This window comes from Streptomyces sp. NBC_00316 (assembly GCF_036158715.1).
Taxonomy (GTDB): Bacteria; Actinomycetota; Actinomycetes; order Streptomycetales; family Streptomycetaceae; genus Streptomyces.
This window is the reverse complement of sequence record NZ_CP108023.1, coordinates 633400-660092: the sequence shown is the minus strand read 5'-3', so window position 1 is coordinate 660092 and position 26693 is coordinate 633400. Positions and strand designations below refer to the sequence as shown.

Genomic DNA, 26693 nt, shown 5'->3' with positions numbered 1-26693 from the left:
CCGTGACACCGGCCGCCCCTGCTCCGGCAGGCCGCGCGCCCGGCACCCCGGACCTCTCGGGCGTGCCGGGCGCGCCGTCATGATCCGGCCCGGCCGAACGGGTGCGGGGCGGGTTGTTCCCACACGGGCAAGCAACCGCTTAGTATGCGCGGGAGCAGTGGTAATGCCGACAGCGTTGTGGAGGCCCCTCATGCAGGCATGGCGAGTGCACCGGAACGGCGAGCCGAGCGAGGTGATGCAGCTCGAGGAGACGGACCGGCCCACGCCCGGCGACGGGCAGGTGCTCCTCAAGGTGCTCGCCGCGAACATCAACTTTCCGGACGCGCTGCTCTGCCGCGGCCAGTACCAGGTGCGGCCGCCGCTGCCGTTCACCCCGGGAGTGGAGATCTGCGGCGAGACACCGGACGGGCGCCGGGTCCTCGCCACCCCCGCCCTGCCGAACGGCGGCTTCGCCGAGTACGTCGTCGCGGACGAGGCGGCGCTCCTTCCGGCCCCGGAGGCCCTGGACGACGTCGAAGCGGCCGCGCTGCACATCGGCTACCAGACGGGCTGGTTCGGACTGCACCGCAGGGCGCGCCTCCAGGCGGGCGAGACCCTCCTCGTGCACGCGGCGGCAGGCGGTGTCGGCAGCGCGGCCGTACAGCTCGGCAAGGCCGCCGGGGCCAAGGTCATCGGTGTCGTCGGAGGCCCTGAGAAGGCCAAGATCGCACACGAGCTCGGATGCGACCTGGTCATCGACCGCCGCAGCGAGGACATCGTCGCGGCGGTCAAGGAATTCACCGCCGGGCACGGCGCCGACGTCGTGTACGACCCGGTCGGCGGCGACGCGTATGCCAAGTCCGTCAAGTGCATCGCCTTCGAAGGTCGGGTGATCGTCGTCGGCTTCGCGAGCGGCACCATCCCCACCCCGGCACTCACCCACGCCCTCGTCAAGAACTACTCGATCGTCGGGCTCCACTGGGGCCTGTACAACACCAAGGACCCGGCCGCGGTCCGCGCCTGCCACCAGGAGCTCACCGCGCTCGCCGCGCAGGGCGCCATCAAGCCGCTGATCAGCGAGCGTGTCGCCATCGACGGGGCGGCCGCCGCCGTTCAGCGTGTTGCCGACGGCACGAGTACCGGCCGTATCGTCGTCGTCCCGACAGGAGTCGCCCGATGACGGCCATCGACGCCGCCGAACTGCGCCGCCGGACGCGGGAGTTGGTCGCCGCACACCCCCCGGCGACCACCGAACGCACGGACTTCCTGAGGGCCCGTTTCGACGCCGGTCTCTCGTGGGTGCACTATCCGGCCGGGCTCGGCGGACTCGACGCGTCGCGCTCCCTGCAGCCGGTCGTGGACGCCGAACTCACCGCAGCGGGTGCCCCCGGCAACGACCCCCGCCGCATCGGCATCGGCCTCGGCATGGCCGCCCCCACCATCCTCGGATTCGGCACCACCGAGCAGAAGCAGCGCTTCCTGCGCCCGCTGTGGACGGGCGAGGAGGTGTGGTGCCAGCTCTTCAGCGAGCCGGGCGCCGGGTCCGACCTGGCCGCGCTGGGCACCCGCGCGGTGCGCGACGAGAGCACCGGGGACTGGACCGTGGACGGCCAGAAGGTCTGGACGTCCAGCGCCCACCTGGCCCGTTGGGCGATCCTGATCGCCCGCACCGACCCGGACCTGCCCAAGCACCGCGGCATCAGCTACTTCATCTGCGACATGACCGACCCGGGTGTCGAGGTGAGGCCGCTGCGTCAGATCACCGGCGAGGCCGAGTTCAACGAGGTCTTCCTCACCGGCGTGCGCATTCCCGACAGCAGGCGGCTCGGCCCGGTCGGCGACGGCTGGAAGGTCGCCCAGACCACGCTCATGAACGAGCGTGTCTCGATCGGCGGGTCCCGCATTCCGCGCGAGGGCGGCATGATCGGCCCGGTCGCCAGGACCTGGCGCGAACGTCCCGAACTGCGTACCCACGATGTCCATCAGCGGCTGCTCACCCTCTGGGTCGAGGCCGAGGTCGCCAGGCTCGCCGGTGAACGGCTGCGCCAGCAGCTCGTCGCCGGGCAGCCGGGTCCTGAGGGCTCCGGCATGAAGCTCGCCTTCGCCCGTCTCAACCAGGAGATCAGCGGGCTGGAGGTCGAACTCCTCGGTGACGAAGGACTGTTGTACAGCGACTGGACGATGCGCCGGCCGGAACTGGTCGACTTCACCGGACGCGACGCGGGCTACCGCTATCTGCGGTCCAAGGGCAACTCCATCGAGGGCGGCACGAGCGAGGTCCTGTTGAACATCGTCGCCGAACGCGTCCTCGGGCTGCCCGCCGAACCGCGCACCGACAAGGACGTCGCCTGGAAGGACCTGTCCCGATGACCGAACGGACCGAAGAGACCGTGGCGCCCGACCTGCTGTACTCGGAGGCCGAGGACGATCTGCGCGCCGCTGTACGGGCGCTGCTCGGCGACCGGTCCGACGCGCCGACGGTGATCGCCCGCGTCGAGTCCGACACGCCGTACGACCCCCAGCTCTGGAAGGCGCTCGGCGCCGGCATCGGCGTCGCCGGACTGCTCGTGCCGGAGAAGCTCGGCGGCCAGGGCGCGAGCCACCGCGAGGCCGCTGTGGTGCTGGAGGAACTGGGCCGCAGCGTGACCCCCGCGCCGTACCTGACCAGCGCGGTCGTCGCGACCGAGACGCTCCTCGCCCTCGGGACCGAGGACGGGCCGGTCGCCGAACTGCTCGGCGACATGGCTGCGGCCCGCAAGGTCGCGGTGCTCGCCGTGCCGTTCTCCGCGGCGCCCGAGACCGTCGCCGCGACCGTGACCGGCACCCTGGACGGCACCGTCTCCGTGGTCGCCGACGCGGCCACCGCCGATGTGCTGCTCGTGCCGACCGGCGACGGTCTGTACGCGATCGAGGCTGACGCGCCCGGTGTCGCCGTCGAGCCGCTCGTTCCCCTCGATCTGACCCGCCCGCTGGCCACCGTCACCCTCGACGCCGCGACCGGAACCCGCCTCGCCGACGCGGAAGCCGCACGCTCCGCCGTGCGCCGCGGGCTGCTCGCCGGTGCCGGACTGCTCGCCTCCGAACAGTTGGGCCTCGCCGAGTGGTGCCTGACCGAGACGGTCCGGTACACCCGCGAACGGCACCAGTTCAACCGGCCCGTCGGCTCGTTCCAGGCGCTCAAGCACCGGATGGCGCAGCTCTGGCTGGAGGTCGTCTCGGCCCGCGCCGCCGCGCGCAACGCCGCGGACGCCCTTGCGACCGGCAGCCCCGACACACCGCTCGCGGTGGCCGTGGCGCAGGCGTACTGCTCCAAGGTCGCGGTCCACGCGGCGGAGGAGTGCATCCAGCTGCACGGCGGTATCGGCATGACGTGGGAGCACCCCGCGCATCTCTATCTGAAGCGGGCCAAGGCCGATGCGAGCGCGTACGGCTCGGCCGGACGCCACCGCGAGGCGATCGCCGAACTGATGGAACTGCCCGCGCCGTAGCGGGACTGCGTTCGACGGGGCGGGACGTGGGGGCGGAGGTACGCGTTGGGTATCCCCGCCCCTGCTCCGTGTCGGGGGTGACGGAAACTGCCGGGCAGGGGCGACGTCGTGCGACTCGCGCCGGACCGGGGAACGGCAGTCGACGGGCGGGCGACGGGCGGCTCAACGTTTGGCAGGTACCTGCCGAGTGGCCGCACCGCGGATCCATACTCGCTTGCGTCCGCCCGTCCGGTCCGCACCTCGTTCCCGGGAGAATCCATGGTGTTCCCGACTCGCCGTCGCGTCGTCACCACCGCACTCACCACCCTCGCCGCAGGCGCAGTCTTACCTCGCCAGGCAGCCACGGCTGCCGCGCCTGCCGCCCGCAACCGCCCGCACCCGCGTCCGCTGCGGCAGGCCCATGCGCACAACGACTACCTCCACGAGCACCCCCTCCACGACGCGCTCGCGCACGGGTTCACGAGCGTCGAGGCGGACATCTTCCTCGTGGACGGGGAGCTGCTCGTCGCCCACGAGGCCACCGATCTCGACCCCACCCGCACGCTGGCATCGCTCTATCTGGACCCCCTGCTGGCCAGGGTCAGGGCCAACCACGGCACGGTGTACGCCGGCCACCGAGATCCCGTGCAGCTGCTCATCGACATCAAGACGGACGGTGCCGCCGCCTACCTGGAGCTCGACCGGCAACTCCAGCGCTACCGCCGGATGCTGACCACGTACCACGACGGCCGGGTTCGCACGGGCGCAGTGACCCCCGTCATCTCCGGCGACCGTGCCGCCCGCGTCCCCATGGAGGCCCAGCGCACCCGCCTTGCCTTCTACGACGGCAGGCTCGACGACCTCGGCACCGCGGCCACCGCCGCCTTCATTCCGCTCATCAGCAGCAACTGGACCGAGAGCTTCGGCTGGCTGGGCACCGGACCGTTCCCCGCCGTCGAGCGGAACCGTCTGCGCTCCCTCGTCGACGCCGCCCACTGCGGCGGGCAGCGCGTCCGCTTCTGGGCGACACCCGACGTCGCGGGACCCGAGCGCGACGCCGTCTGGACCGAACTGCTCGCCGCAGGGGCCGACCATCTGAACACGGACGACCTGGCCGGGCTCGAGCTCTTCCTCCGTACAAGGAACAGGGTCGCGCCGGACGGCATCTGACGGGCCGTACACCCTGCCGTCGTGACAGTCAGTCAACACCCGGATGGCGGACACGCCAGTCCGCCGGATGGCCCCTCCGCTACGCCACACTGGCGGCCGAATGCCGCATTCCGGCGCGGCGGAGGAGGTTGGCCATGGCCATTTCGATCTCACTGGTGCTGTTACTGCTGGTCCTTGCGGTGATCTTCCTCCGCAACGGTGGTCTGAAGCTCTCGCATGCGATCGTCTGTGCGCTGCTCGGATTCTTCCTCGCGGGGACGAGCATGGCGCCGACCATCCAGGAGGGACTGACGGCCACGGCCAACGTCGTCAGCAGCCTCAAGCCCTGACCCGGGAGACGTGGTGGCGCCGCGGCCTCGTACGCCGTCGAGGAGCCGGATGCGGCCGTCGTCCCGGGAGAAGAGCCCGCCCGGGAGCACCTGGCGGCACGGCGTACGTCGGCGTGCGGCGCGGCGTCGTGGTGGTACGCGCGCGACAGGAAGTGATGTACGCCGTGGAGAGTGAGGACCGTGCGGATCAGGCGCCGACGAGGCGCGACCGGATCAGGAACCGCACCCCTTCCGGCGCCTCCAGCGAGAATCCGCTGCCGCGCCCGGGCACCACATCGACGATCAGCCGGGTGTGCGCCCACACCGCGAACTGGCTCTTCGACATCCAGAAGGGGACACGCTCCGCGACTCCGTCGACGGTGAGCGAGGCGAGCAGCACATCGGAGTTGCCGGTACGGAACTCTCCGTCCGGGTAACACATCGGCGCACTGCCGTCGCAGCAGCCGCCGGACTGGTGGAACATCAGTGGCCCGTGGGCCTCCCGTAGCCGCCGCACCAGATCGGCGGCTGCGGGGGTGAGCTCCACGCGCGGTGCTTCCGAGAGAGTCACGGGCCGGCCTTTCGCTGTCCGATGCCGATGGCGTGGTGCAAGCCAACCGCACGCAACGTTGCGTGGAGGTTGCACGGGAACTCGCCCGGGACGTCGGGCCGGGGCCGCCGGGCGGGCGGCGGGGCCGTCGTCACACCGGACGGGCGCACTTCTGCGCCACGCTCATATGAGCGCGACTCTATTACGGTTTTGTCTCGCTATGCGGGGAGGGGGTTGCCTCGGAGCCATGTAATCGATTCCAATCGCTCATGTAATCGTTTCCACGACTGCGGAGCCGACGCACCGCCCCCTGGATCCGATGCTCACGGAAACCACAGGAAGGTGGTCCGGCAGTGGCGAGCATCAAAGATGTCGCAGCCGAGGCGGGCGTGTCCGTCGCCACGGTCTCACGTGTCCTCAACAGCCATCCGTCTGTCAGCCCCGACGCGAGGGCGCGCGTCCTCGCCGCTGTCGACACGCTCGGCTACCGGCCCAACGCCGTCGCCCGGTCGCTGCGCACCGACCAGACGCGCACCCTCGGGCTGATCATCAGCGACGTGCTCAACCCGTACTTCACCGCGCTGGCCCGCTCCGTCGAGGAAGCGGCGCGCGCCCTCGGGTACAGCGTCATCATCGGAAACGCCGACGAACGGCCCGAGCTGCAGGACCACCACGTCCGTACGCTCCTCGACCGCCGGATCGACGGGCTCCTCGTCTCGCCCACCGACGGCGGCTCCCCGCAGATACTCGACGCCGCGCGCGGTGGTACCCCCATGGTCTTCGTGGACCGCTGGATTCCCGGGGTGGACGTTCCGGTGGTACGCGCCGACGGCTGTCCAGCCGTGCGGGACCTCGTCGCCCATCTGTACCGCCTCGGCCACCGCAGGCTGGCGATCATCGCCGGCCCGGCCGCCACCACCACCGGCAGCGAGCGCGTCGAGGCGTTCCGCGACGCCCTGGGCCGGCACGGACTCGCGCTGGCCGACGCCTACATCGGTCAGGGCGACTTCCAGGCGGACAGCGGGCGCCGTGCCACCGAGCGGTTCCTGGCCCTGCCCGAGCCGCCGGACGCGGTCTTCGCCGCCGACAACCTGATGGCCCTCGGCGCACTGGACGCGATCCGCGCGCGCGGGCTGCGGGTTCCGCAGGACATCGCGCTCGCCGCGTTCGACGACATCCCGTGGTTCGTCCACACCGATCCGCCGATCACGGCGATCGCCCAGCCGACCGGGGACCTCGGCCGAGCCGCCGTACGGGCGCTGGTCGACGTCATAGAGGGCCGGCCCCCGCAGTCCGTCACCCTTCCCGCCCGTCTCGTCGTACGCAGGTCGTGCGGCGAGCCCGCTTCGGACCAGAGGAGCAACCTGTGAGCAGTCAGGACGAGTTGCTGCGCATCGAGGGAATACGAAAGACCTTCCCCGGCGTGGTCGCGCTCGACTCCGTCGACTTCGACCTGCGCCGCGGCGAGGTGCATGTCCTCCTCGGTGAGAACGGCGCAGGAAAGAGCACGCTGATCAAGATGCTCTCCGGCGCCTACCGCCCGGACAGCGGACGGATCCTGGTCGACGGGAACGAAGTACGTGTCCACGGCGCCCAGGACGCCGAGCGGCTCGGGATCGCCACCATCTACCAGGAGTTCAACCTGGTGCCCGAGCTGACCGTCGCCGAGAACATCTTCCTCGGCCGTCAGCCACGCCGCTTCGGCATGATCGACCGCAGGAAGATGGAGGCGGACGCCGAGGAACTCCTGCGCCGGGTCGGCGTGAACGTCTCGCCGAAGGCCAAGGTGCGCGAACTGGGCATTGCCCGGCTGCAGATGGTGGAGATCGCCAAGGCACTCAGCCTGGACGCCCGCGTCCTCATCATGGATGAGCCGACCGCCGTGCTGACCAGCGAAGAGGTGGACAAGCTCTTCGGGATCGTCCGGCAGCTGCGCGCGGACGGGGTGGGGATCGTCTTCATCACCCACCATCTGGAGGAGATCGCGGCGCTCGGCGACCGGGTCACCGTGCTGCGCGACGGCCGCAGCATCGACCAGGTGCCCGCCTCGACCCCCGAGGGCGAGCTCGTACGGCTGATGGTCGGGCGCAGCATCGAGCAGCAGTACCCCCGTGAACGCCCGGAGACGGGTGAGGCGTTGCTCTCGGTGCGCGGTCTGACCCGCGGCGGCGTCTTCCACGACATCAGCTTCGACGTCCACGCCGGAGAGGTCGTCGGACTCGCCGGACTCGTCGGAGCCGGGCGCACCGAGGTCGTCCGCGCCGTCTTCGGCGCCGACCCCTACGACGCCGGGAGTGTCGAGGTACGCGGCGAACGTCTCGGCAAGGGCGATGTGAACGCAGCCATGGGCGCCGGAATCGGGCTCGTGCCCGAGGACCGCAAGGGCCAGGGCCTCGTGCTCGACGCCTCCGTGCAGGAGAACCTCGGCCTGGTCACCCTGCGGTCGGCCAGCCGCGGCGGTCTGGTGGACCTCAAGGGACAGCGCGCCGCCGCCGCCCGGATCGCCGAGCAGCTCGGCGTGCGGATGGCGGGTCTCGGCCAGCACGTCCGCACCCTCTCGGGCGGCAACCAGCAGAAGGTCGTCATCGGGAAGTGGTTGCTCGCCGACACCCGGGTGCTGATCCTCGACGAACCGACCCGAGGCATCGACGTCGGCGCGAAGGTCGAGATCTACCAGCTCATCAACGAGCTGACGGCGTCCGGCCACGCGGTCCTGATGATCTCCAGCGACCTGCCCGAGGTCCTCGGTATGAGCGACCGCGTGCTCGTCATGGCCCAGGGCCGGATCGCCGGCGAACTGCCCGCACACGAAGCGACCCAGGACGCGGTGATGGCGCTGGCCGTGACCGCCCCGTCCGTGACAACCACCCCAGATGTGAACGATGAAGTGGAGGGCTCCCGTGGCCACTGACACGATCAAGAGCAATACGGGGGCAAGTGGCGCCTCGGCGCTCCGCCGCATCCTGCTCGACAACGGCGCACTGAGCGCCCTGGTGGTCCTGGTGGTGGCGATGTCGCTGCTGTCCGGCGACTTCCTCACCACCCAGAACCTGCTCAACGTGGGTGTGCAGGCCTCCGTGACCGCGATCCTCGCGTTCGGCGTCACCTTCGTCATCGTCTCGGCGGGCATCGACCTGTCCGTCGGCTCGGTGGCGGCGCTCTCCGCGACCGTACTCGCCTGGATGGCGACGTCGGAGGGCGTCCCCGTGTGGATCGCGGTGATCCTCGCCGTGGTCACGGGCATCGCCTGCGGTCTCGTCAACGGCGCCCTCGTCTCGTACGGCAAACTCCCGCCGTTCATCGCCACGCTGGCGATGCTGTCGATCGGCCGTGGTCTGTCCCTCGTCATCTCGCAGGGCAGCCCGATCGCCTTCCCCGACTCCGTCTCCGTGCTCGGCGACACGCTCGGCGGGTGGCTGCCCGTCCCCGTGCTGGTGATGATCGCGATGGGGCTGGTCACGGCGGTCGTCCTCGGGCGTACGTACATCGGCCGCTCCATGTACGCGATCGGCGGCAACGAGGAAGCGGCGCGGCTTTCGGGCCTGCGCGTCAAGCGGCAGAAGCTCGTCATCTACGCCCTGTCCGGTCTCTTCGCCGCGGTCGCGGGCATCGTCCTCGCCTCCCGTCTGGCCTCCGCGCAGCCGCAGGCAGCGCAGGGGTACGAGCTGGACGCGATCGCCGCGGTCGTCATCGGCGGCGCCAGCCTCGCGGGCGGCGTGGGCAAGGCATCCGGAACCCTGATCGGCGCGCTGATACTCGCCGTGCTCCGCAACGGCCTCAACCTGCTGTCCGTCTCGGCCTTCTGGCAGCAGGTCGTCATCGGTGTCGTGATCGCGCTCGCGGTCCTGCTGGACACGGTGCGCCGGCGGGCCGGCGGTGGGTCCGCGTCGTCGGCGTCCTCGTCCGGTGCATCCGGGCCCCGGGGCAAGGGAGCCGCGAAAATCGCGATCGCCGCGGTGTGCGTGGCGGCCGTCGTCGCGGCCGTGTCGTTCTTCAACTCCGGCAACTCCGGCACGACCACCAAGGTCGGCATGTCGCTCTCCACGCTCAACAACCCCTTCTTCGTCCAGATGAAGGCGGGCGCGCAGGCCGAGGCGAAGGAGGCGGGCATCGACCTCACCGTCACGGATGCGCAGAACGATGCGTCGCAACAGGCCAACCAGCTGCAGAACTTCACCGGCGCGGGTGTGCAGTCGATCATCGTCAATCCGGTGGACTCGGACGCGGTGGGGCCCGCGGTGCGGGCCGCCAACAAGGCCGACATCCCGGTGGTCGCCGCCGACCGAGGCGTCAACAAGGCGGACACCGCGACGCTCGTGGCCTCCGACAACGTCGCGGGCGGCAGGCTCGCCGCGAAGGCGCTGGCCGAGAAGCTCGGCGGCAAGGGCGACATCGTCGTCCTCCAGGGCACCGCGGGAACTTCCGCCAGCCGTGAGCGGGGCAAGGGCTTCAGTGAGGGTCTGAAGGCCTATCCGGGGATCAAGGTCGTCGCCTCCCAGCCCGCGGACTTCGACCGCACGAAGGGCCTGGACGTCATGACCAACCTGCTGCAGTCCCACCCGCACATCACCGGAGTCTTCGCCGAGAACGACGAGATGGCGCTCGGCGCGGTCAAGGCGCTCGGCAGCAAGGCCGGCAAGTCCGTCGACGTCGTCGGCTTCGACGGCACCCCCGACGGTCTGAAGGCGGTCGCCGCGGGCACGCTGTACGCCTCGGTCGCCCAGCAGCCGAAGGAGCTCGGGAGGATCGCCGTGGAGAACGCGGTCGAGGTCGCGCGAGGCAAGCAGGTCGACAGCACGGTCAAGGTGCCGGTGAAGGTCGTGACGGGGAAGAACGTCGCCGACTTCTCCTGACCCGCCCCACCCCTCACGCGAGTGAAAGTAGGACAGTGATGCACGACTACGACCTGCTGGTCGTGGGGTCGGCCAACGCCGACCTGGTGATCGGCGTCGAGCGTCGGCCCGCGCCGGGCGAGACCGTGCTGGGCTCCGATCTGGCCGTCCACCCGGGCGGCAAGGGGGCCAACCAGGCCGTCGCCGCCGCCCGCCTCGGCGCGAGTACCGCGTTGCTGGCCCGGGTGGGCGACGACGCCCACGGGCGGCTGCTGCTGGAATCGCAGCGTGCGGCCGGTGTGGACACCGGCGGTGTCCAGGTCGGCGGGGCGCCCACCGGCGTCGCGCTGATCACGGTGGACCCGTCGGGCGACAACAGCATCGTGGTCTCGCCCGGGGCCAATGCCCGGCTGACCCCCGAAGACGTCCGCGCCGCCGCCGGCCTGCTCGCCGGTGCCCGCGTCGTCTCGGCGCAGCTGGAGATCCCCCTGGGGACCGTGGCCGAGGTGGCACGCACCCGGCCGGCCGGCACCCGGTTCGTACTGAACCCGTCGCCGCCCGCGCCGCTGCCCGCGGACGTGCTCGACGCCTGCGACCCGCTGGTCGTCAACGAGCACGAAGCCCGTTTCATGCTCGGCGCCACGGCCGGGGACCGTCCCGAGGACTGGGCGCGGGGGCTGCTGGCCCTCGGCCCGCAGTCGGTGGTGGTCACGCTGGGTGCGGAGGGCGCGCTGGTCGCCGACGGCCGTACCGACACCGTGGTGCGGGTTCCGAGCCTGCGGGTCGACGCCGTGGACACCACCGGCGCCGGTGACGCCTTCACCGCAGCCCTGGCCTGGCGTCTGAGCCGGGGCGAGGACCTCACGACGGCTGCCGCCTTCGCCGTGCGGGTGGGTGCCGCCGCCGTCACCAGGGAAGGCGCCCAGGAGTCCTTCCCGACCGCCGAGGAGGTCTCAGCGCTGTGAAGAAAGCCGGAATCCTGAACCGCCATCTGGCCGGGGCACTGGCCGAGCTGGGTCATGGTGACGCGGTCCTCGTCTGCGACGCGGGCATGCCCGTCCCGGCCGGTCCGCGCGTCGTCGATCTGGCCTTCCGCGCCGGCATCCCTTCCTTCGCCGACGTGCTCGAGGGACTCCTCGACGAGCTGGTGATCGAGGGCGCCACGGCAGCGAGCGAGGTGGGGGAGGCGAATCCGGAGGCCGCCCGGCTGCTGCAGGAACGCCTGCCCGGCCTTGAGCTCGTCGCACACGACGAGCTCAAGGCGCTGTCGGCGGGGGCACGGCTGGTGGTACGCACCGGCGAGGCGCGCCCCTACGCGAACGTCCTGCTGCGCTGCGGCGTCTTCTTCTGATCCGCGTTCCCCCGATCCGCGCGTCCGCGCAGTGAGACCCGGCACCGCCTCTGCGGTGCCGGGTCTCACTGCGTGCGCAACGATCGCGGCAGATGTGCCGGTATGGGCGATTTGGGGGAGCTGTTCCCTCTGACCCTTGGATTCCACCTCAAGTGGGTTTCGCCTCAGGGTGATTGGTGCCGCGCAAATCGCCCATTTCGGACTTAGTGGTGAGAGTCACGTTTGTGGTGAGGGAGGACTCCGAGCGCTGTCCGGTTCCCTTCTGTGCCAAGAAAACTCACTCCGGGATGTGGCGTCGGCAACACGGATTCCAGTGAATCGATCTTGCAAATGAATTGCGATCGGGAATTCGGGGCTTGTTTCGTCCGGTGTTTCTCGCCTACGGTCACCGTCAATCCGGATGGAACGCCGAATCCTGCCGCCGTCCGGGAACCCAACCCACTTACGTACGGCAGGAGCGGGGGAACCAGGTAAGCCGCCGATCCGGAATCCGGAACGGCTCGGGGTGAAGTCGCATTCATATGCGGCGGGGCATCTCCAGCCCGAACCCGACAGCTCACCTCGTAGGCGACGGAGAGGAATTCGCAATGCCTGCAAAGGGTAACCACCGTCGTCACAAGCCCAATTCGCTGACCCGCGGTCTCATCGCGGTGGGCACGGGCGGCGCTGCTCTCGCGCTTCCGGTGTTCGGCGCAACCGTCGCCTCGGCCGCGCCGGCGCAGCCCGCCGCCGCTCAAAAGGCTGTGGCGCCGACTGCCGTTTCCGTCAAGGGAATTGCTGCGCAGAAGGCCACGCCGACCACCTATTCCGTGATCATAGGTGATTCCCTTTCCAAGATCGCTCGTGCGTATTCCGTGAGCGGCGGCTGGGAGAAGCTGTACCAGGACAATCGACAGGTCATCGGAGCCAGCCCCGACCTGATTCGCCCGGGCATGACCCTGACCATAGGCGCCAAGTCCGAGTCCGCGGCTCCTGTTTCCTCCACTCCGGTTGCCGCGCAGCCCGTCACGTATGCGAACAACCTCGACGGCTGGATCAAGGAGTCGCTGGCCGTCATGGCCAAGAACGGCATCCCCGGCAGCTACGACGGCATCCACCGCAACATCATTCGTGAGTCCTCGGGCAACCCGAAGGCCATCAACAACTGGGACTCGAACGCCGCCAAGGGAACGCCCTCCAAGGGCCTGCTCCAGGTCATCGACCCCACGTTCAAGGCCTACCACGTGCCCGGTACGTCGATGGACATCTACGACCCGGTCGCCAACATCACCGCCGCGTGCAACTACGCCGCCGCCAAGTACGGTTCGATCGACAACGTCTTCGGGGCCTACTGACGCCCGGCCCTGCCGGCACTGATGTACGCCTGACGGGTGGTGAGGGAGAAGTCCCCTCGCCACCCGTCCGGCGTATGTCGCCCGGAGACGCGCGCTCAGCCCCGGAAGCGCTCATGCCACCAGGGGCCGGTCCCCCGGGGCGACGGGCGCAGGCAGCACCGTGGAACCACTCAGGTAGCGGTCCGTCGCGGCCGCGGCGGACCGCCCCTCCGCGATGGCCCACACCACCAGGGACTGGCCGCGTCCCGCGTCACCGGCGATGAACACCCCGTCCAGGCCGGTGCCGGGCGTCCGCCCGGCATGCTGAGCCGTTTCGGCCGTGAAGGCGGCATCCCGGGCGAAGTTCCCGCGGTCGTCCAGTGCGAGCCCGAGCTGTCTCATCAGTCCGGTGCCGCGCTCGGGGCCGTAGAAGCCGAGCGCGAGCAGGACCAGATCCGCCGTGATCACGTACTCGGTGCCCGGTCGCGGTCGTCTGGCCTCGGGCTCCACCTCCACCAGACGTATCCGACGCACATGCCCGGCCAGGTCCCCTTCGAAGCAGAGGGTGGCGGAGGCGAAGACCCGTGGATCCGTTCCCGCACGTCCCCGGGCTTCTTCGTGCGCATGGGAGATCCGGTAGACCTTCGGATACGTGGGCCAGGGCTCGGTGTCCCGCCGGACCTCACCGGGCTCCGGGTTGATGTCCAGCTGCACCACGGACGCCGCTCCCTGGCGCAGCGCGGTGCCCAGACAGTCCGAGCCGGTGTCCCCGCCCCCGATGATCACCACGTGTCTGCCCTCGGCGGAGACGGGGGGCGCGACGTAGTCGCCCTCCCTGACCCGATTGGCCAGGGTCAGATAGTCCATGGCCTGATGGACGCCGTTCAGCCCGCGGCCGGGGACGGGCAGCTCCCGCTGCCCGGTGGCCCCGACGGCGATGACCACGGCGTCGTAACGTCCCGAGAGTTCGGCGGCGTCGACATCGCAGCCGACGTCCACACCCGTGCGGAACTTCGTGCCCTCCGTCCGCATCTGCTCGATGCGGCGGTTCAAGTGGTGCTTCTCCATCTTGAACGCGGGTATGCCGTAGCGCAGCAGTCCGCCGATGCGGTCGGCGCGCTCGTAGACGGCGACGGTGTGACCGGTACGGGTGAGCTGCTGCGCCGCCGCCAGTCCGGCGGGTCCGGAGCCGATGACGGCGACGGTCTTCCCGCTGAGCTGCTCGGGCGGCCGAGGCGATGCGTACCCGCGTGCCCAGATCTCGTCGGCGATCGCCTGTTCGACGTTCTTGATCGTCACGGGATCGGTGTTGATGGTCAGTACGCAGGCGTCCTCGCACGGCGCCGGGCACAGTCGCCCGGTGAACTCCGGGAAGTTGTTCGTCGCGTGCAGTCGCTCGGCCGCGGCCCGCCAGTCGTTCTGCTTCGCGTACGCGTTCCACTCGGGGATGAGATTGCCCAGCGGGCAGCCGCTGTGGCAGAACGGCAGGCCGCAGTCCATGCAGCGCCCCGCCTGCTCGGAGATGAGCGGAAGCCGCGCCTGCCCCGCGTAGACCTCGTGCCAGTCGTTCAGCCGCTCCTCGACGGGGCGCGCCGGGACGGGCCTGCGGGGGAACTTGAGGAAGCCGTAGGGGTCGGTCATGCGCCGCCTCCATCGCCCGACTGCGGTGTACAGGCATTTTGTCAAGCTTACGCCTGGTTTGTACGGCTCTCATCGGGCCGGTCAGCCGGTGGTGAGTACCGCGGCGCCGTTCACCCGGTCCGCGGCCAGGTCGGCGAGTGCCCGGTCGGCCCGGTCCAGGGGGTACCGGCTGACGGTGACCCGGATATCCATGCGTTCGGCGAGCTCGAGAAACTCCCGGCCGTCCCGGCGGGTGTTGGAGGTGACGCTGCGCAGGTTCCGCTCCTGGAAGAGATGCCGCTGGTAGTTGAGCACGGGAATGTCGGAGAGATGAATGCCGGCGATCGCGAGGGTGCCCGACCGGTCCAGGGCTTCCAGAGCCACCGGCACCAGGTCGCCCACCGGAGCGAACAGGATCGCCGAGTCCAACGGCTCCGGGGGACCGTCGTACGCACCGCCGACCGACGCAGCACCCAGGGACATGGCGAGTTCACGCGCCTGCGCGGAACGCGTCATCACATGGACGGTCGCCCCCTCGGCCACAGCCACCTGGGCGGCGAGATGGGCCGACGCACCGAAGCCGTAGATTCCGAGCCGGCCGCCCGCCGGCAACGCGCTGCGGCGCAGTGACCGGTAGCCGATGATTCCCGCGCACAGTAGCGGAGCGAGCAGAGCGGCGTCGCGGGACTCGGGCAGCCGGTAGGCGAACGCCTCCGGCACGACGGCCAACTCGGCGAAGCCGCCGTCCGCGTCCCACCCCGTGTAGGCGGACGCGGGGCAGAGGTTCTCGCGCCCCGCTCTGCAGTAGCGGCACGACCCGCAGGTACGGCGCAGCCAGGCGCCGCCGGCGCGGTCCCCCGCGCCGAACCGGGTCACAGAGTCTCCGACCGCTGCCACGCGGCCGACGATCTCGTGTCCGGGAATGGTCGACGGAGCGTGGGGCGCGAGGTCCCCCTCGGCCAGATGCAGATCTGTGCGGCACACTCCGCAGGCCTCCACCCGCAGCAGCAGCTCATCAGGGCCGGGCGCGGTCACTCGGCGGTGGGTCCGCACCAGGGGACCGGAACCGATGGGTCCGGGAGTCCCGACGGCCCAGCCGCTGAGCATCTCCGTGGCGTTGTGGGGGAGCCCCATGCATCCAGCCTGCGACTGCCCGGCGGCCCCGGCAAACCGGCCGGTCGTCCATGGCGGCGGGGGTGTTCTCCCGGCCGCCGACGAGATCCTCAGAGCAGGTCCTCGATGGTGATGGGCAGCTTGCGGATGCGGCGCCCCGTGGCGTGGTGGATGGCGTTGGCGATCGCTGCCGCGGCGCCGACCTGCCCGACCTCCCCGACGCCTTTGACGCCGAGCGGGTTGACGATCTTGTCTTCCACCTCGATGAGCTCGATCTCCACCTCGGGGGCGTCGGCATTGACCGGGACGAGGTAGTCGCCCAGGCCGGAGGCCACCCAGCGGCCACGGTGCGGGTCCATGTAGTTCGCCTCGAGGAGCGCCTGGCCCAGTCCCCAGAGCATCCCGCCCATGAGCTGGCTCCGTGCCGTTTTGGGATTGAGTACGCGGCCGGGGGCGAAGGCGCCGACCATCCGCCGGACCCGGGCGACCGCGAGATCGGGGTCGACGGCAACCTCGGCGAACTGGGCACCGAAGGTCATCATCCCGTAGTGGTGGGTCCGGGGTGCGGGCGACCAGGCGCCGTCGGCTTCGACGTCGGGCAGGAAGTTGCGGTGGAGCAGGTCTGCGTAGCTCTCCCCGGTCTCCGGCCCGTCACGGAGCATCATGCGGCCGTCCTGCACGGTGACGGTACCGGGATCGGCGCCGTGCAGCGGTGATTGCGCATCGGCGACCGCCTGGGCCACGAGCTGGTTGCGCAGGTTGGTTGCGGCGGTGTGTACCGCGGCGCTGATCATGCCGGATCCCGAGGACCCGACGGCGGACGCGATGGTGGGCAGTGCGGTGTCACCGCCCTCGAAGCGGCACCGCTCCATCGGGATGCCGAGCGCGTCGGCGCCGACCTGGGCCATCACCGTGGCGACACCGGTGCCGAAGTCGGGCGTGGCGGCCTGCACCACGGCCGTGCCGTCGGAGTAGAGCCGGGCGCGGGCGCGTTGCGGGTTGTTCGGCCCGTAGACGGGATATACGGAAGCGGCCATGCCGTAGCCGATGAGCAGGTGTCCGTCGCGATGCGAGCGGGGTTCCGGGTTGCGCCGGTACCAGCCGAAGCGCTCGGCCCCACGCCGGTAACACTCCTTGAGACCGCTGCTCGACCAGGGGTTGCCGGTCCGGGGGTCCGTGTCGGTGTAGTTGCGCAGGCGCAGTTCGACGGGGTCGATGCCCAGGTGGTGGGCGAGGTCGTCCATCGTGCTCTCCAGCGCGAACATGCCCGAGGCCTCGCCCGGGGCCCGCATGAAGGTGGGCGTCATGGTGTTGGCGCGGATCAGCCGGTAGACGCCCTCGTAGTTCGGACAGCCGTAGATCTGGGAGGCGACCCCGAGGGAGGGCTCTGCCCAGTTGTCGAAATGCGAGGTGGGCGAGAGCTTGTGGTGCCGCAGCGCGGTGATGCGTCCCTCGTTGCTCGCCCCCAGGGTGAGGTGCTGCTCCTGTTCCTCCCGGTGACCGACCGAGGTGAACATCTGCTCGCGGGTCAGGCTGAGCTTCACCGGACGTCCGACGTGGCGGGCGGCGAGCGCGGCCAGGGCGGGGTGCGCCCAGATCATGGCCTTGCAACCGAAACTGCCGCCGACGTAGTGGGAGATGACGCGGACCTTCGACGGGGTGAGGCCGAGCAGCGCGGCGACGGTGAGCTGCGTGGCGGTCACCCCCTGGGTCGCGTCGTAGAGGGTGAGCCGGTCGCCGTCCCAGGCCGCGGTGGTGGTCGAGGGTTCGAGGGGATTGTGGTTGTTCGCGGCGTAGGTGAAGGTGGCGTCGATGCGCACATCGGCCTGGGCCAGCCCGGCCTCCACGTTGCCGCGCCGGTTCCGGCCGGGGATGAAGCCTGCGAAGATCGCTTCGGGCTCGTAGGCCTCGTCACGTGCCTGGTCCAGTGTCGTGACCGAGGGCGTCTCCTGGTAGACGACGCGGATCAACGCGCCTGCGTGCTGCGCGCGTTCCATGGTGTCGGCGACGACGACGGCCACCGGCTGACCCGTGTAGTGCACGACCTCGTCCTGAAGCGGGAAGAAGGTCTGCCCGGGGGCGGGCATGCCCGCCAGCGAGGGAATCAGCGGCGGCTGCGTGGCGATCCTGGGCAGGTTCTCATGGGTCAGGATCGCGAGTACTCCGCTGGTTTCCATCGCCTCGGACCCGTCGATGCCGGTGATCCGCCCACTGGGCACCCGCGCGCCGACCACGACGGCATAAGCCATGTTGTCGAGGAGGAAGTCCCCCGAGTACTGCGCGCCGCCGGTGACCTTGTGGCGGCCGTCGACCCGGTCGGTGGGCCGGCCGATCGCAACGGGGGTGCTCATGAGGGAGTCTCCGTACCGGTGAGGGTCTCCAGGACACGGACCACGGTCCGCCGGGCCAGCTCGACCTTGAACTCGTTGAGCGGCGTGGTGCGGGCGGCGGCGAGTTCCTCGCGGGCTGCCCGCTCGAACGTCTCCCGCCGGGCCGGCGCTCCGCGCAGCAACTCCTCCGCGCGGCGGGCCCGCCAGGGCTTGGCGGCGACCCCGCCGAGGGCCAGCCGCACCTCGCCGATGACACCGTCCTGCATGGTCACCGCGGCGGCCGCGGAGGCCAGGGCGAACTCGTACGACTCGCGGTCACGGACCTTCAGATACGCGGAGTTACGGGCAGCGGGCAGGCCCGGCACCTCGATGCCCACGACCAGCTCGCCATGTTCGAGCGGGTGCTCCAGATGCGGGGTCGCGCCCGGCAGCAGGAAGAAGTCGTCGATCGCACAGACCCGGCGGCCGTGCGGCCCCTCGGTGTGAATGCGGGCATCCAGCGCCATCAGCGGCACGGCCACGTCCGAGGGGTGGGTGGCGATGCAGTGATCGCTGACACCGAGGACGGCATGACCGCGGTTGAATCCGTCCAGGGCGCTGCAACCACTGCCCGGGTCACGCTTGTTGCACGGTGACATCCCGTCGCGGAAGTAGCCGCAGCGCACCCGCTGCATCATGTTGCCCCCCATGCTGGCCATGTGGCGCAGCTGCGCGGAGGCACCCAGGACCAGGGCCTGCGCCACCATCGGGAACCGCTCGCGCAGCGCCGGGACCTCGGCCACTTCGCTCATCCGCGCCAGGGCGCCGATGTACAGGCCGCCGTCGGGGCGCTCCTCGATCTGGGTGAGGGGCAGGTCGTTGATGTCCACCAGCCGGCGCGGCAGCAGGACGTTCTGGCGCAGTAGGTCCACTTCGGTCGTCCCCCCGGCCAGGAAGTCGCTGGTGGGGTCTGCGGCGACAGTGGCGACGGCGTCGGCGACGGCATGTGCGCGGGAGTAGCTGATGGGCCGCACGAGAGATCTCCTAGGTCTGGTCCCGCACTGCGCGAACGGCGGCTCGGATGTTCGGGTATGCAGCGCAGCGGCAGATGTTGCCGCTCATCCACTCCCGGATCTCGGCGTCGTCGCAGACATGACCCTCCTTGAGCAGCGCCACCGCGGACATGATCTGGCCGGGGGTGCAGAAGCCGCACTGGAAGGCGTCCTGCTCGATGAACGCGTTCTGCATGGCGTCCAGTTCGTCACCCCGCGCCAAGCCCTCGATGGTCGTCACCTCGTGGCCCTCGCAGGCGATCGCCAGGGTCAGACAGGCGAGCACCCGGCGTCCGTCGACCCACACCGTGCACGCGCCGCAGGTGCCCTGGTCGCATCCCTTCTTCGCGCCCGTCATGTGCAGACGTTCACGCAGTGCATCCAGGAGACTGACCCGCGGCTCGATTTCCAGCGCGTGCTCGGCACCGTTGACCGACAGGGTGACCTTCACCGGGCCGGGGCCGCGTTCCGGCAGGACGGAGGCCTCGGCCACCCGGGAGGGGATATGTGGTGCAGCCACTGGCATGCCTCCCTTTTTTACGATTTCATCCTGTTTCATCTTGAACGGGGCCGCCACTCGGGTCACATCCTGAGCGGGAGCGCCACTCGGGCGCTCCGCCGGCCGGCAGATGCGGGGGCGGCACGGCCTGGCCGGTTCAAGAAGCCGGAAATACAGGTGAGTTCACCGGTCAGCCGACGGATTGCGGATCGCTCCCGCCGCCGCGCGACCCCGCGGGCGGGTTCGGCCGCGCCGAGCCGCTGCAGGCGGGGGCCGGAACGTTCCTCATCGACGCCCGCCGTCCGTTGACGCACCGCATCGCGGTGGGTGCGCTTCCGTCGCACGATGGAACAGACGGCGGGCGTCGAGCAGTGGCGAGCGCGACCAAGGAGCGGCCGATGAGGATCATCCCTCGGACGAGCACCTCGTCGGCCGCGGAGCCAAGGCGCATGCCGCACACCGCGAAGCCGGGCGACTGCTCAAGCCGGAGACGTGACGGACAAGGCTGATGGCCATGGGCGGATCGGACGCCACCAGGGACGGCGGGGGACAGGGCGCTGCGGGGCGGAGCGGCCCCGGCGGGCGGGAATGGGCCCGGATGGTGGTCGACGCCCGGGGCGTGGTGACCGAATGGAGTGCGTCGGCGGAGCGGCTGCTCGGCTACCCGGCACATCATGTCGTCGGCCGGCCGGTGGCGGAACTGCTGGTGGCGGCGCAGGACGCCGACGGGGATGTCGTGCTGCGGCACTTCGAGGGCCGTCCTGTGGGCTGCCGGGTCCGCGTGCGGCCCGAGACCTGCGACCCGGCCATGCCGCGCTGGGCCGTGGCACTGGCTTCGGCCGGCCAGGCAGGTCAGGAGGGGCAGGGAGTGACCGAAGAGGTCGGTCAGGCATTCCTGGAGGCACTGTTCACCCTCTCCCCGCTGGGTCTGTACATGATGGACCCACAGCTGCGGATCATGCGGTTCAACCCGGCCGCCGAGGGCATCCACGGCACGCCGCTGCAGTCGGCCGTGGGCCTGCGTCCCACCGAGGCGTGGCCGCACTTCAGCGGGGAACGGCTGGAACGGGTACTGGAGCAGGTCCTGAGGACCGGAAAGCCGGTGATCGGATTCGAGAAGCGTGGCCGGCCGCCGGGTGATCCCGGGCGAGAACACGTCTACTCGGTCTCCGCGTTCCGCCTGGAGGATGCCGACGGCCGGATCCTGGGCGTGGCCGACGCGGCGGTCGACGTCACCGATCGCCACCTGGCGAAGGAGCGCCTGGCCCTGCTCGCCGAAGCCGGCACACGTATCGGCACCACCCTGGACGTGCTGCGCACCGCTCAGGAGCTGGCAGAGGTGCTGGTGCCCCGACTCGCCGACAGCGCGGCGATCGATGTCATGGACCCGGTGCTCGGCGGCGGGGAGATCCCGTCGGCCCGGCCCGAGCCCGGAACGGTCCTGCGACGTGCGGCCTCCGGGTCGCGCCGGACGAACCGTGAACCGGGGGCGTATGCGGTCGGCGAGGTGAGCACCTTCCCGGCCACCGCACCGGCCGCCCAGGTCCTGGCCGACTGTGTGCCGCGGCTGGTCAGCCCCGTGACCGACGGCGCCGCGTGGGTGCACGGGGACCCGGTCCGAGCCGGCCGGATACTCGAGGAGCAGGTCCACTCGATGATGCTGGTCCCTCTGGTCGCCCACGACGTCGTCCTCGGACTGGTCACCTGCTACCGCTGGGCGGAGCAGCGGTCCTTCGACGAAGAGGACCTGGTCCTGGCCCAGGAACTCGCCGCCCGCACGGCGGTCGCGCTGGACAATGCCCGCCGCTACGACCGTGAGCGCAACGCCGTGCTCACCCTGCAGCGGGGACTGCTGCCGCAGCGGCTTCCCGTCCACAGCGCAGTGGAGACGGCCCACCACTACGCTCACTCCGGAGCCGGCGGGGACTGGGTCGACGTCATTCCGCTGTCGGGTGCCCGCGTCGCCCTGGTGGTCGGCAGCGTGACCGGCCGGGGGATGCGCACCGCCGCCGGTATGGGACGGCTCCGTGCCGCTGTGCACACCCTCGCGGACCTCGATCTTGAACCCGACGAGGTGCTGGCCCGCCTCGACGATGTGGTGCTTCGCCTCGCGGATGAAGGGGACGGCGCCGAGCCGGCCGGTCTCACCGGTGCCACCTGCCTGTACCTGATCTACGATCCACTCTCCCGGCGCTGCACCGCGGCGGCAGCCGGCCGGCCCGGCCTCGTCGTCAGCCGTCCCGACGGGAGCGTGGACCTGGTCGACCTGCGCGGCTGCGAACCGCTCGGCCGCCCCGGACCGCCCTTCGAGACAGCCGAGCTGGATCTGCCCGAGGGAAGCGTCCTGACGCTCCACACGGGCGGACTGCTCCAGGCGCGTCCGGAGGCGGCGGGACGTGCCGAACTCGAACGCCTGCTGGCGGGCCCTGCCGGGTCCCCGCGGGACATCTGCCTGGCGCTCGCCGAGGAACTGCTGCCCGCGGACCCACGCGGCGATGCGGCGGTACTCGTGGCACGCACCCACGTCCTGGCCACCGACCAGGTCGCCTCCTGGGACCTGCCGGCCGACCCCGCCGTGGTCGGAACCGCCCGCTCCCTCGCCGCCCGGCAGCTCACCTGCTGGGGCATGGACGAGGAGGTGTTCGCCACCGAGGTCATCGTCAGTGAGCTGGTCACCAACGCGATCCGGTACGGAAATCCGCCCGTCCGCCTGCAGCTGCTCCGTGACCGGTCACTGACCTGCGAGGTCTCGGACGGCAGCGGCGCCGCCCCCCATCTGCGGCACGCCCGTACCACCGACGAGGGCGGCCGAGGTCTGCTGCTGGTCACGCAGCTGGCCGAGCGCTGGGGCACGCGCTACACGGCTGCCGGCAAGACCATCTGGGCCGAACAGCTGGTCACGGCACCGGCCCGCGAGCCCGCGGGGGCGGGCCGGTGAGGGCCACGGCCGGCACGGGGCCCGCTGCGTGATGCGGGCGTCACCAGGTGCCGCGGTGGCCGGCGGGGGAGTGCCGCTGCGAAGTCGGTGTGCCCGTGACTGCTTCTGACCTGACTGCCTGCGTCCCCGGATTTCGCCGGCTGCGGCGACGGTAGAGTCGGGGCGCTCGAAGTGTGGGGGCGTCGGTGCGGGGAGACGGGATGGCGATGGAGAGCGACGGGACGGCGGCGCGCGGGCGGGTGCGGGAGGCGGACCTGCCCGCGGGGTTAACGCATGGAGCGAGCCGGGAATTCCTGGTCACGGAGGGGCTGCCGGAGAAGGCGGCGTTCTTGGACTTCGCGGGGCCGGGAGCGGGCCTGCTGGAGGCGCTCGATGGCCGTGAGCGGTGCGGTGCGGGCCCGCTGTTTGTCCTCGGCGAGACGCAGTACTGCGGCAGCCGGGTGGTGCTGGACGGCGTCACGGGGGAGGTCCACCTCGCCGCCCGGGCGGACGGGGAGGTGCGGCGCGACCTGCTGGCCTCGGACCTGCCTGCGCTTGCCGGGCTGATCCGCGAGACCGAGGCGGTGGCCGGGGCCGCCGGACAGCCGGAGGCGGGCAACGGGCACCGGGGTGCGGCAGTGGCCGCTGCCGTGGCGGGGATCGCCGAGCGGCGGATGCGGGAGATCGACCCGGGCCTGTTCGGGCAGGCAGCGCAGAACCCGCCCGCGCACTGGGGTACCGCGCTGCTGGTCGCCTCGCTGGCCTGGGGCGCGCTGCCCGGCACGGAGGCAAGCGGTCTCGCCTACGAGTGCGGGGCCGACCTGGTCGAGGAGATCGCCGCGCTGACCGACGAGGGGCGGGTGCGGCGCTACCGGCCGGAGGAGCTGCCGGCCGTGCTCTCCCACGGGCCGACCAGGCGACTCCTCACGGAGGTGGGGCTGCCGCTCGGCGGTGAGATGTTCGGGGTCGAAGTGGATGAACCGCTGGTCACCATGGCGCAGGCACACCCGGAGTCCTTCGGGAGCGGCGACGAGGCGGAGGAAGGGCGGGGGTACCAGCGCGACTACGTCGCGATCGGCTGGTGGCCGCACGACCTCGCGGTCGCCCTCGACGGCGCCACCGGCCGGCTGGAGCTGCCCGACTGGTACGACGAGGGCGGGCCCGCCGCCTATCTCCACCAGGACCTGTCGGCACTGCTGTACGCGCTCTGGACGTACGAGCGACTGCGCGCCGCATGGCAGGACGTGGACGACGCGCGCAGGGCGGGCGCCTGGGAGGTGTTCGATCCGCACGTGCTGCTGATCAGCGTGGTCGACGGGCTGGTGGAGGCCGTCGACCCGGAGGCGTTCGCAACGGCCGGGCATTCCTGGCGGATGCTCGCCGAGGACGGGCACACCGGCGGTCTGCTGGCCTGATTGTTCTTGCTCCCGCCTCACGAGCCAGGGTGCCGGTCACTCTCCTGTCGTCCGGCCGCCGTACCCATGCCGGGTATCGGTCGGGACCACGTGCGCCGCAGGGAGCACGCGAGCTGGTGTGCCTGCGGCGGACGCCTCACGCGTGGTGGCGAGCCCGGCCGGAGGTGCCGTCCGGAGGCCCGGCAGGGCGTGCCGGGCGATAATCGGAAGGGCCGCTCGCATGCGGGACTCGCGCCGCGACAGTGGAGTGGAGTGCAGGTACGGCGATGGCACCGGACACACACGACACCGAGGTCGGCAGCACGTTCGTCGATCCGTTCGACGCGGCCCGGGCGGCCACGGCAGTGGTCGACGCGCAGGGCGTGCTCGTCGGCTGGAGCCGGAGCGCGGAGCGGCTCCTGGGTTACGAGGCTGCGGAGGTCCTGGGCCTGCGCGCGACGGACCTGCTCGCCCGGACCGCGCGTACCGGCGCCGGCGCGGCCGTCGCGGAGCTCTGCGGGGAGGAAGGACAGCGGCGGCAGGCTGTCGTGACCGTACGGTGCAAGGACGGCCGGCCCGTGGAGCTGGCGGTTCGCACCTACCTCTGGACCGGTCCCGACGAGGCGCAGCGGCGGACGGTGCTGGCCACTGACGCAGCCGAGATGCAGCGCTGGGAGGAGGACTGGGCGGTGCTGTCGGGTCTGTTCACACAGTCCCCGGTCGGCCTGCTGGTCTCCGACACCGAGCTCCGCTGCACGCGGCGCAATCTTGCCCTGGAACAGATGACCGGCGTCCCGATCGCCGAGCGGCTGGGCAGGCGGATCGGGGAGGCGCTCCCGAATCTGAACGTCGCCGAGATCGAGACAGTCATGCGCAAGGTCCTCGACACGGGCACACCGGTGGTCGACTTCCTCCAGCGCGGCTACACCCCGGCCGATGCCCGCCACGAACACGTCTGGTCCACCGGCATCTTCCGGATCGAGGACTCGGCCGGCAAGGCACTGGGGCTGTGCCACGCCGTCACCGACGTCACCGACGTCCATCGGGCCCGGGACAGGCTGGCGATGGTCAACGAGGCAGGTGTCCGCATCGGTACCACCCTGGACGTCGTGCGGACCGCGCAGGAACTGGCGCGGGTGGCGGTTCCCGCACTGGCCGACACCGTCACCGTGGACCTGCTGGACTCGGTCCTGCGGGGCGACGCACCGCCTCCCGGCCCGCTCGGCGAGAGCGTCACACTGCGGCGAGCCGCCTACCAGTCCGTCTTCGAGGGGCCCGATCGGTCCGCGTACGGTGTCGGCGAGCTGTCCCGCTTCGCCGCCTCCGCACCGCAGGCCACGTGCATGGCCGACCTCAAGGCACAGCTGATCACCCCGCTGGACCTCACGGCTCCGTGGCTCGCCGATGATCCCAGGCGGGCTGCGACCATCCGCCTCGCCCGGGTGCACTCACTCATCGCCATGCCCCTGACCGCACGCAACGTCCTCATGGGCGTGGCCACGTTCTACCGCTGGCGCGACCCTGCACCCTTCAACGACGACGACTTCACTCTCGCGGGCGAGTTCGTCTCCCGGGCCGCTCTCAGCATCGACAACGCCCGTTGCTACACCCGGGAGCACGCCACCACCCTTGCCCTGCAGCGCAGCCTGCTCCCGCGCGAGCTCCCCGAACTCAGCGCCATGGAGGTGGCCGGCCGCTACCAGCCCGCCGGGTCGGACACCGATGTGGGCGGGGACTGGTTCGACGTGATCCCGCTGTCCGGATCCCGTGTCGCCCTGGTGGTGGGCGACGTGCCCGGGCACGGTGTGCACGCCTCCGCCACCATGGGACGGCTGCGGACCGCCGTGCACACCCTTGCCGACCTGGACCTCCCCCCGGACGAGGTGCTCGCCCACGTCGACGACCTGGTGCGCCTCACCGATGAGGGCGGCGGGGACAACGGCGGCCCGGCCACGGACGGGGCGGCGATCGGGGCCACCTGCCTGTACGCGGTGTACGACCCGGTCGACCGACGGTGCACGCTCGCCCGTGCCGGCCACTACCCTCCCGCGGTCGTACATCCCGACGGGGCCGTCGAGTTCCTGGACATGCCCGCCGGGCCTCCCCTGGGGCTCGGCGGTCTGCCCTTCGAGACCACCGAACTGGACCTGACGGCCGGCAGCCTGCTCGTCCTGTACACCAACGGCCTCGTCCAGGCCCGGGATCCCGATATCGATGTCGGGATGAATGCCCTGGGCGGCCTCCTGCCCCGTCCCGACCGGCCGCTGGAGGAGATCTGCGATGAGGTGACAGCGGCGCTGCTGCCCTTCCTGCCACCGGACGACGTCGCCCTGCTGATCGCCCGTGCCCGCACGATGGGCCCGGACCGCGTCGCCTCCTGGGAGCTGCCGTGCGATCCGGCCATTGTGGCGGAGGCACGGGAACTGACTGCCCGGCAGCTGACCCGGTGGGGCCTCGAAGAGACCGTCTTCACCAGCGAACTCGTGGTCAGCGAGCTCGTCACCAACGCCATCCGTTACGGCCAGGCCCCCATCCGGCTGCGGCTGATCCGCGACCGGACCCTCATCTGCGAGGTTTCCGACGGCGGCAGCACGGCCCCGCATCTGAGACGGGCGGGTGCGGACGACGAGGGCGGCCGCGGACTCTTCCTCATCGCTCAGCTCACCGAACGCTGGGGCACGCGCTACACCACCGTCGGCAAGACCATCTGGACCGAACAGACACTCCCGCCATGAGTGCCGGCCCCGTCCCTGACGGCCTGCATGCCCGCCACCCGTGCGAACTCAGGGTCCGGACAGCCCGGAGCCGGGCGGGCGTCT

The 26693-nt window shown here is 71.0% G+C and carries 20 protein-coding genes and 1 riboswitch; of the genes, 14 read left to right on the top strand and 6 right to left on the bottom strand.

Annotation, left to right across the window (positions count from 1 at the left end):
• Positions 1 to 190: 190 nt before the first annotated feature.
• From OG878_RS02985 to OG878_RS02965, 5 genes are all read left to right on the top strand, one after another.
• Positions 191 to 1159 (top strand): NADPH:quinone oxidoreductase family protein, encoded by a 969-nt coding sequence (locus OG878_RS02985; protein WP_328885282.1) that lies wholly within the window; start codon positions 191 to 193, stop codon positions 1157 to 1159.
• Positions 1156 to 2349: an acyl-CoA dehydrogenase family protein gene (locus OG878_RS02980; protein ID WP_328885281.1), complete on the top strand. Its 1194-nt coding sequence runs from the start codon at positions 1156 to 1158 to the stop codon at positions 2347 to 2349. The genes OG878_RS02985 and OG878_RS02980 overlap by 4 nt, the downstream gene beginning before the upstream one ends.
• Positions 2346 to 3467 carry an acyl-CoA dehydrogenase family protein gene (locus OG878_RS02975; protein ID WP_328885280.1) on the top strand — a complete coding sequence of 374 codons (1122 nt, stop codon included), beginning with the start codon at positions 2346 to 2348 and terminating at the stop codon, positions 3465 to 3467. The genes OG878_RS02980 and OG878_RS02975 overlap by 4 nt, the downstream gene beginning before the upstream one ends.
• Before the next feature lie 258 nt (positions 3468 to 3725).
• Positions 3726 to 4616 (top strand): phosphatidylinositol-specific phospholipase C/glycerophosphodiester phosphodiesterase family protein, encoded by an 891-nt coding sequence (locus OG878_RS02970; protein WP_328885279.1) that lies wholly within the window; start codon positions 3726 to 3728, stop codon positions 4614 to 4616.
• A 134-nt stretch (positions 4617 to 4750) separates the two neighbouring features.
• Positions 4751 to 4945: a hypothetical protein gene (locus OG878_RS02965; protein ID WP_328885278.1), complete on the top strand. Its 195-nt coding sequence runs from the start codon at positions 4751 to 4753 to the stop codon at positions 4943 to 4945.
• A 187-nt stretch (positions 4946 to 5132) separates the two neighbouring features.
• Here OG878_RS02965 and OG878_RS02960 read toward each other — a convergent pair whose 3' ends face one another.
• Complete coding sequence (locus OG878_RS02960; protein WP_328885277.1) at positions 5133 to 5495, bottom strand: DUF779 domain-containing protein; 363 nt, start codon at positions 5493 to 5495, stop codon at positions 5133 to 5135.
• A 332-nt stretch (positions 5496 to 5827) separates the two neighbouring features.
• Between OG878_RS02960 and OG878_RS02955 the strand changes: the two genes are divergently transcribed.
• The 6 genes from OG878_RS02955 (at position 5828) to OG878_RS02930 (ending at position 12991) form a co-directional block, all read left to right on the top strand.
• The gene (locus OG878_RS02955) at positions 5828 to 6844 is read left to right on the top strand and encodes a LacI family DNA-binding transcriptional regulator (protein ID WP_328885276.1); all 1017 of its coding nucleotides are present in this window, start codon (positions 5828 to 5830) and stop codon (positions 6842 to 6844) included.
• Positions 6841 to 8385, top strand: a complete 1545-nt coding sequence (locus OG878_RS02950) for a sugar ABC transporter ATP-binding protein (RefSeq protein ID WP_328885275.1) — start codon at positions 6841 to 6843, stop codon at positions 8383 to 8385. The genes OG878_RS02955 and OG878_RS02950 overlap by 4 nt, the downstream gene beginning before the upstream one ends.
• Entirely contained in the window at positions 8375 to 10327 is a 1953-nt protein-coding gene (locus OG878_RS02945) for an ABC transporter permease/substrate-binding protein (RefSeq protein WP_328885274.1), read from the top strand. Before OG878_RS02950 ends, OG878_RS02945 begins: the two co-directional genes overlap by 11 nt.
• A gap of 38 nt (positions 10328 to 10365) precedes the next feature.
• Positions 10366 to 11271 (top strand): ribokinase, encoded by a 906-nt coding sequence (locus tag OG878_RS02940; protein ID WP_328885273.1) that lies wholly within the window; start codon positions 10366 to 10368, stop codon positions 11269 to 11271.
• A complete protein-coding gene (rbsD, locus tag OG878_RS02935) occupies positions 11268 to 11657 on the top strand; it encodes a D-ribose pyranase (protein ID WP_328885272.1) in 390 nt (129 codons plus the stop codon). Before OG878_RS02940 ends, rbsD begins: the two co-directional genes overlap by 4 nt.
• Positions 11658 to 12056: 399 nt before the next feature.
• A riboswitch (cyclic di-AMP (ydaO/yuaA leader) is annotated at positions 12057 to 12242 on the top strand.
• A gap of 2 nt (positions 12243 to 12244) precedes the next feature.
• Positions 12245 to 12991 (top strand): transglycosylase SLT domain-containing protein, encoded by a 747-nt coding sequence (locus tag OG878_RS02930; protein WP_328885271.1) that lies wholly within the window; start codon positions 12245 to 12247, stop codon positions 12989 to 12991.
• Between the two features lie 111 nt (positions 12992 to 13102).
• Here the strand turns inward: OG878_RS02930 and OG878_RS02925 are convergent, their stop codons facing one another.
• The 5 genes from OG878_RS02925 to OG878_RS02905 all read right to left on the bottom strand — a co-directional run bounded on the left by OG878_RS02925 (position 13103) and on the right by OG878_RS02905 (position 19590).
• A complete protein-coding gene (locus tag OG878_RS02925; RefSeq protein ID WP_328885270.1) occupies positions 13103 to 14611 on the bottom strand; it encodes a glutamate synthase subunit beta in 1509 nt (502 codons plus the stop codon).
• Between the two features lie 81 nt (positions 14612 to 14692).
• Positions 14693 to 15724, bottom strand: coding sequence for a zinc-binding alcohol dehydrogenase family protein (locus tag OG878_RS02920; protein ID WP_328885269.1), 1032 nt, complete (start codon positions 15722 to 15724; stop codon positions 14693 to 14695).
• A gap of 89 nt (positions 15725 to 15813) precedes the next feature.
• On the bottom strand, positions 15814 to 18054 hold the full coding sequence (locus tag OG878_RS02915; protein ID WP_328885268.1) for a xanthine dehydrogenase family protein molybdopterin-binding subunit: 2241 nt from the start codon (positions 18052 to 18054) through the stop codon (positions 15814 to 15816).
• On the bottom strand, positions 18051 to 19046 hold the full coding sequence (locus tag OG878_RS02910) for an FAD binding domain-containing protein (RefSeq protein ID WP_328885267.1): 996 nt from the start codon (positions 19044 to 19046) through the stop codon (positions 18051 to 18053). The genes OG878_RS02915 and OG878_RS02910 overlap by 4 nt, the downstream gene beginning before the upstream one ends.
• 10 nt (positions 19047 to 19056) lie before the next feature.
• Positions 19057 to 19590, bottom strand: coding sequence for a (2Fe-2S)-binding protein (locus tag OG878_RS02905; RefSeq protein ID WP_328885266.1), 534 nt, complete (start codon positions 19588 to 19590; stop codon positions 19057 to 19059).
• 487 nt (positions 19591 to 20077) lie between these two features.
• Between OG878_RS02905 and OG878_RS02900 the strand changes: the two genes are divergently transcribed.
• The 3 genes from OG878_RS02900 to OG878_RS02890 all read left to right on the top strand — a co-directional run bounded on the left by OG878_RS02900 (position 20078) and on the right by OG878_RS02890 (position 26609).
• A complete protein-coding gene (locus OG878_RS02900) occupies positions 20078 to 22501 on the top strand; it encodes a SpoIIE family protein phosphatase (protein WP_328885265.1) in 2424 nt (807 codons plus the stop codon).
• Positions 22502 to 22701: 200 nt separating this feature from the next.
• The gene (locus tag OG878_RS02895) at positions 22702 to 23895 is read left to right on the top strand and encodes an SUKH-4 family immunity protein (protein ID WP_328885264.1); all 1194 of its coding nucleotides are present in this window, start codon (positions 22702 to 22704) and stop codon (positions 23893 to 23895) included.
• Positions 23896 to 24161: 266 nt separating this feature from the next.
• Positions 24162 to 26609, top strand: a complete 2448-nt coding sequence (locus OG878_RS02890; protein WP_328885263.1) for a SpoIIE family protein phosphatase — start codon at positions 24162 to 24164, stop codon at positions 26607 to 26609.
• Positions 26610 to 26693: the final 84 nt, after the last annotated feature.

Excerpts from the sequence above, each read along its gene's own strand:
- OG878_RS02985 (WP_328885282.1), top strand. The coding sequence starts at position 191 with ATGCAGGCATGGCGAGTGCACCGGAACGGCGAGCCGAGCGAGGTGATG.
- OG878_RS02980 (WP_328885281.1), top strand. The coding sequence starts at position 1,156 with ATGACGGCCATCGACGCCGCCGAACTGCGCCGCCGGACGCGGGAGTTG.
- OG878_RS02975 (WP_328885280.1), top strand. The coding sequence starts at position 2,346 with ATGACCGAACGGACCGAAGAGACCGTGGCGCCCGACCTGCTGTACTCG.
- OG878_RS02970 (WP_328885279.1), top strand. The coding sequence starts at position 3,726 with ATGGTGTTCCCGACTCGCCGTCGCGTCGTCACCACCGCACTCACCACC.
- OG878_RS02965 (WP_328885278.1), top strand. The coding sequence starts at position 4,751 with ATGGCCATTTCGATCTCACTGGTGCTGTTACTGCTGGTCCTTGCGGTG.
- OG878_RS02940 (WP_328885273.1), top strand. The coding sequence starts at position 10,366 with ATGCACGACTACGACCTGCTGGTCGTGGGGTCGGCCAACGCCGACCTG.
- OG878_RS02930 (WP_328885271.1), top strand. The coding sequence starts at position 12,245 with ATGCCTGCAAAGGGTAACCACCGTCGTCACAAGCCCAATTCGCTGACC.
- OG878_RS02925 (WP_328885270.1), bottom strand. The coding sequence starts at position 14,611 with ATGACCGACCCCTACGGCTTCCTCAAGTTCCCCCGCAGGCCCGTCCCG.
- OG878_RS02920 (WP_328885269.1), bottom strand. The coding sequence starts at position 15,724 with ATGGGGCTCCCCCACAACGCCACGGAGATGCTCAGCGGCTGGGCCGTC.
- OG878_RS02915 (WP_328885268.1), bottom strand. The coding sequence starts at position 18,054 with ATGAGCACCCCCGTTGCGATCGGCCGGCCCACCGACCGGGTCGACGGC.
- OG878_RS02905 (WP_328885266.1), bottom strand. The coding sequence starts at position 19,590 with ATGCCAGTGGCTGCACCACATATCCCCTCCCGGGTGGCCGAGGCCTCC.
- OG878_RS02900 (WP_328885265.1), top strand. The coding sequence starts at position 20,078 with ATGGGCGGATCGGACGCCACCAGGGACGGCGGGGGACAGGGCGCTGCG.
- OG878_RS02895 (WP_328885264.1), top strand. The coding sequence starts at position 22,702 with ATGGCGATGGAGAGCGACGGGACGGCGGCGCGCGGGCGGGTGCGGGAG.
- OG878_RS02890 (WP_328885263.1), top strand. The coding sequence starts at position 24,162 with ATGGCACCGGACACACACGACACCGAGGTCGGCAGCACGTTCGTCGAT.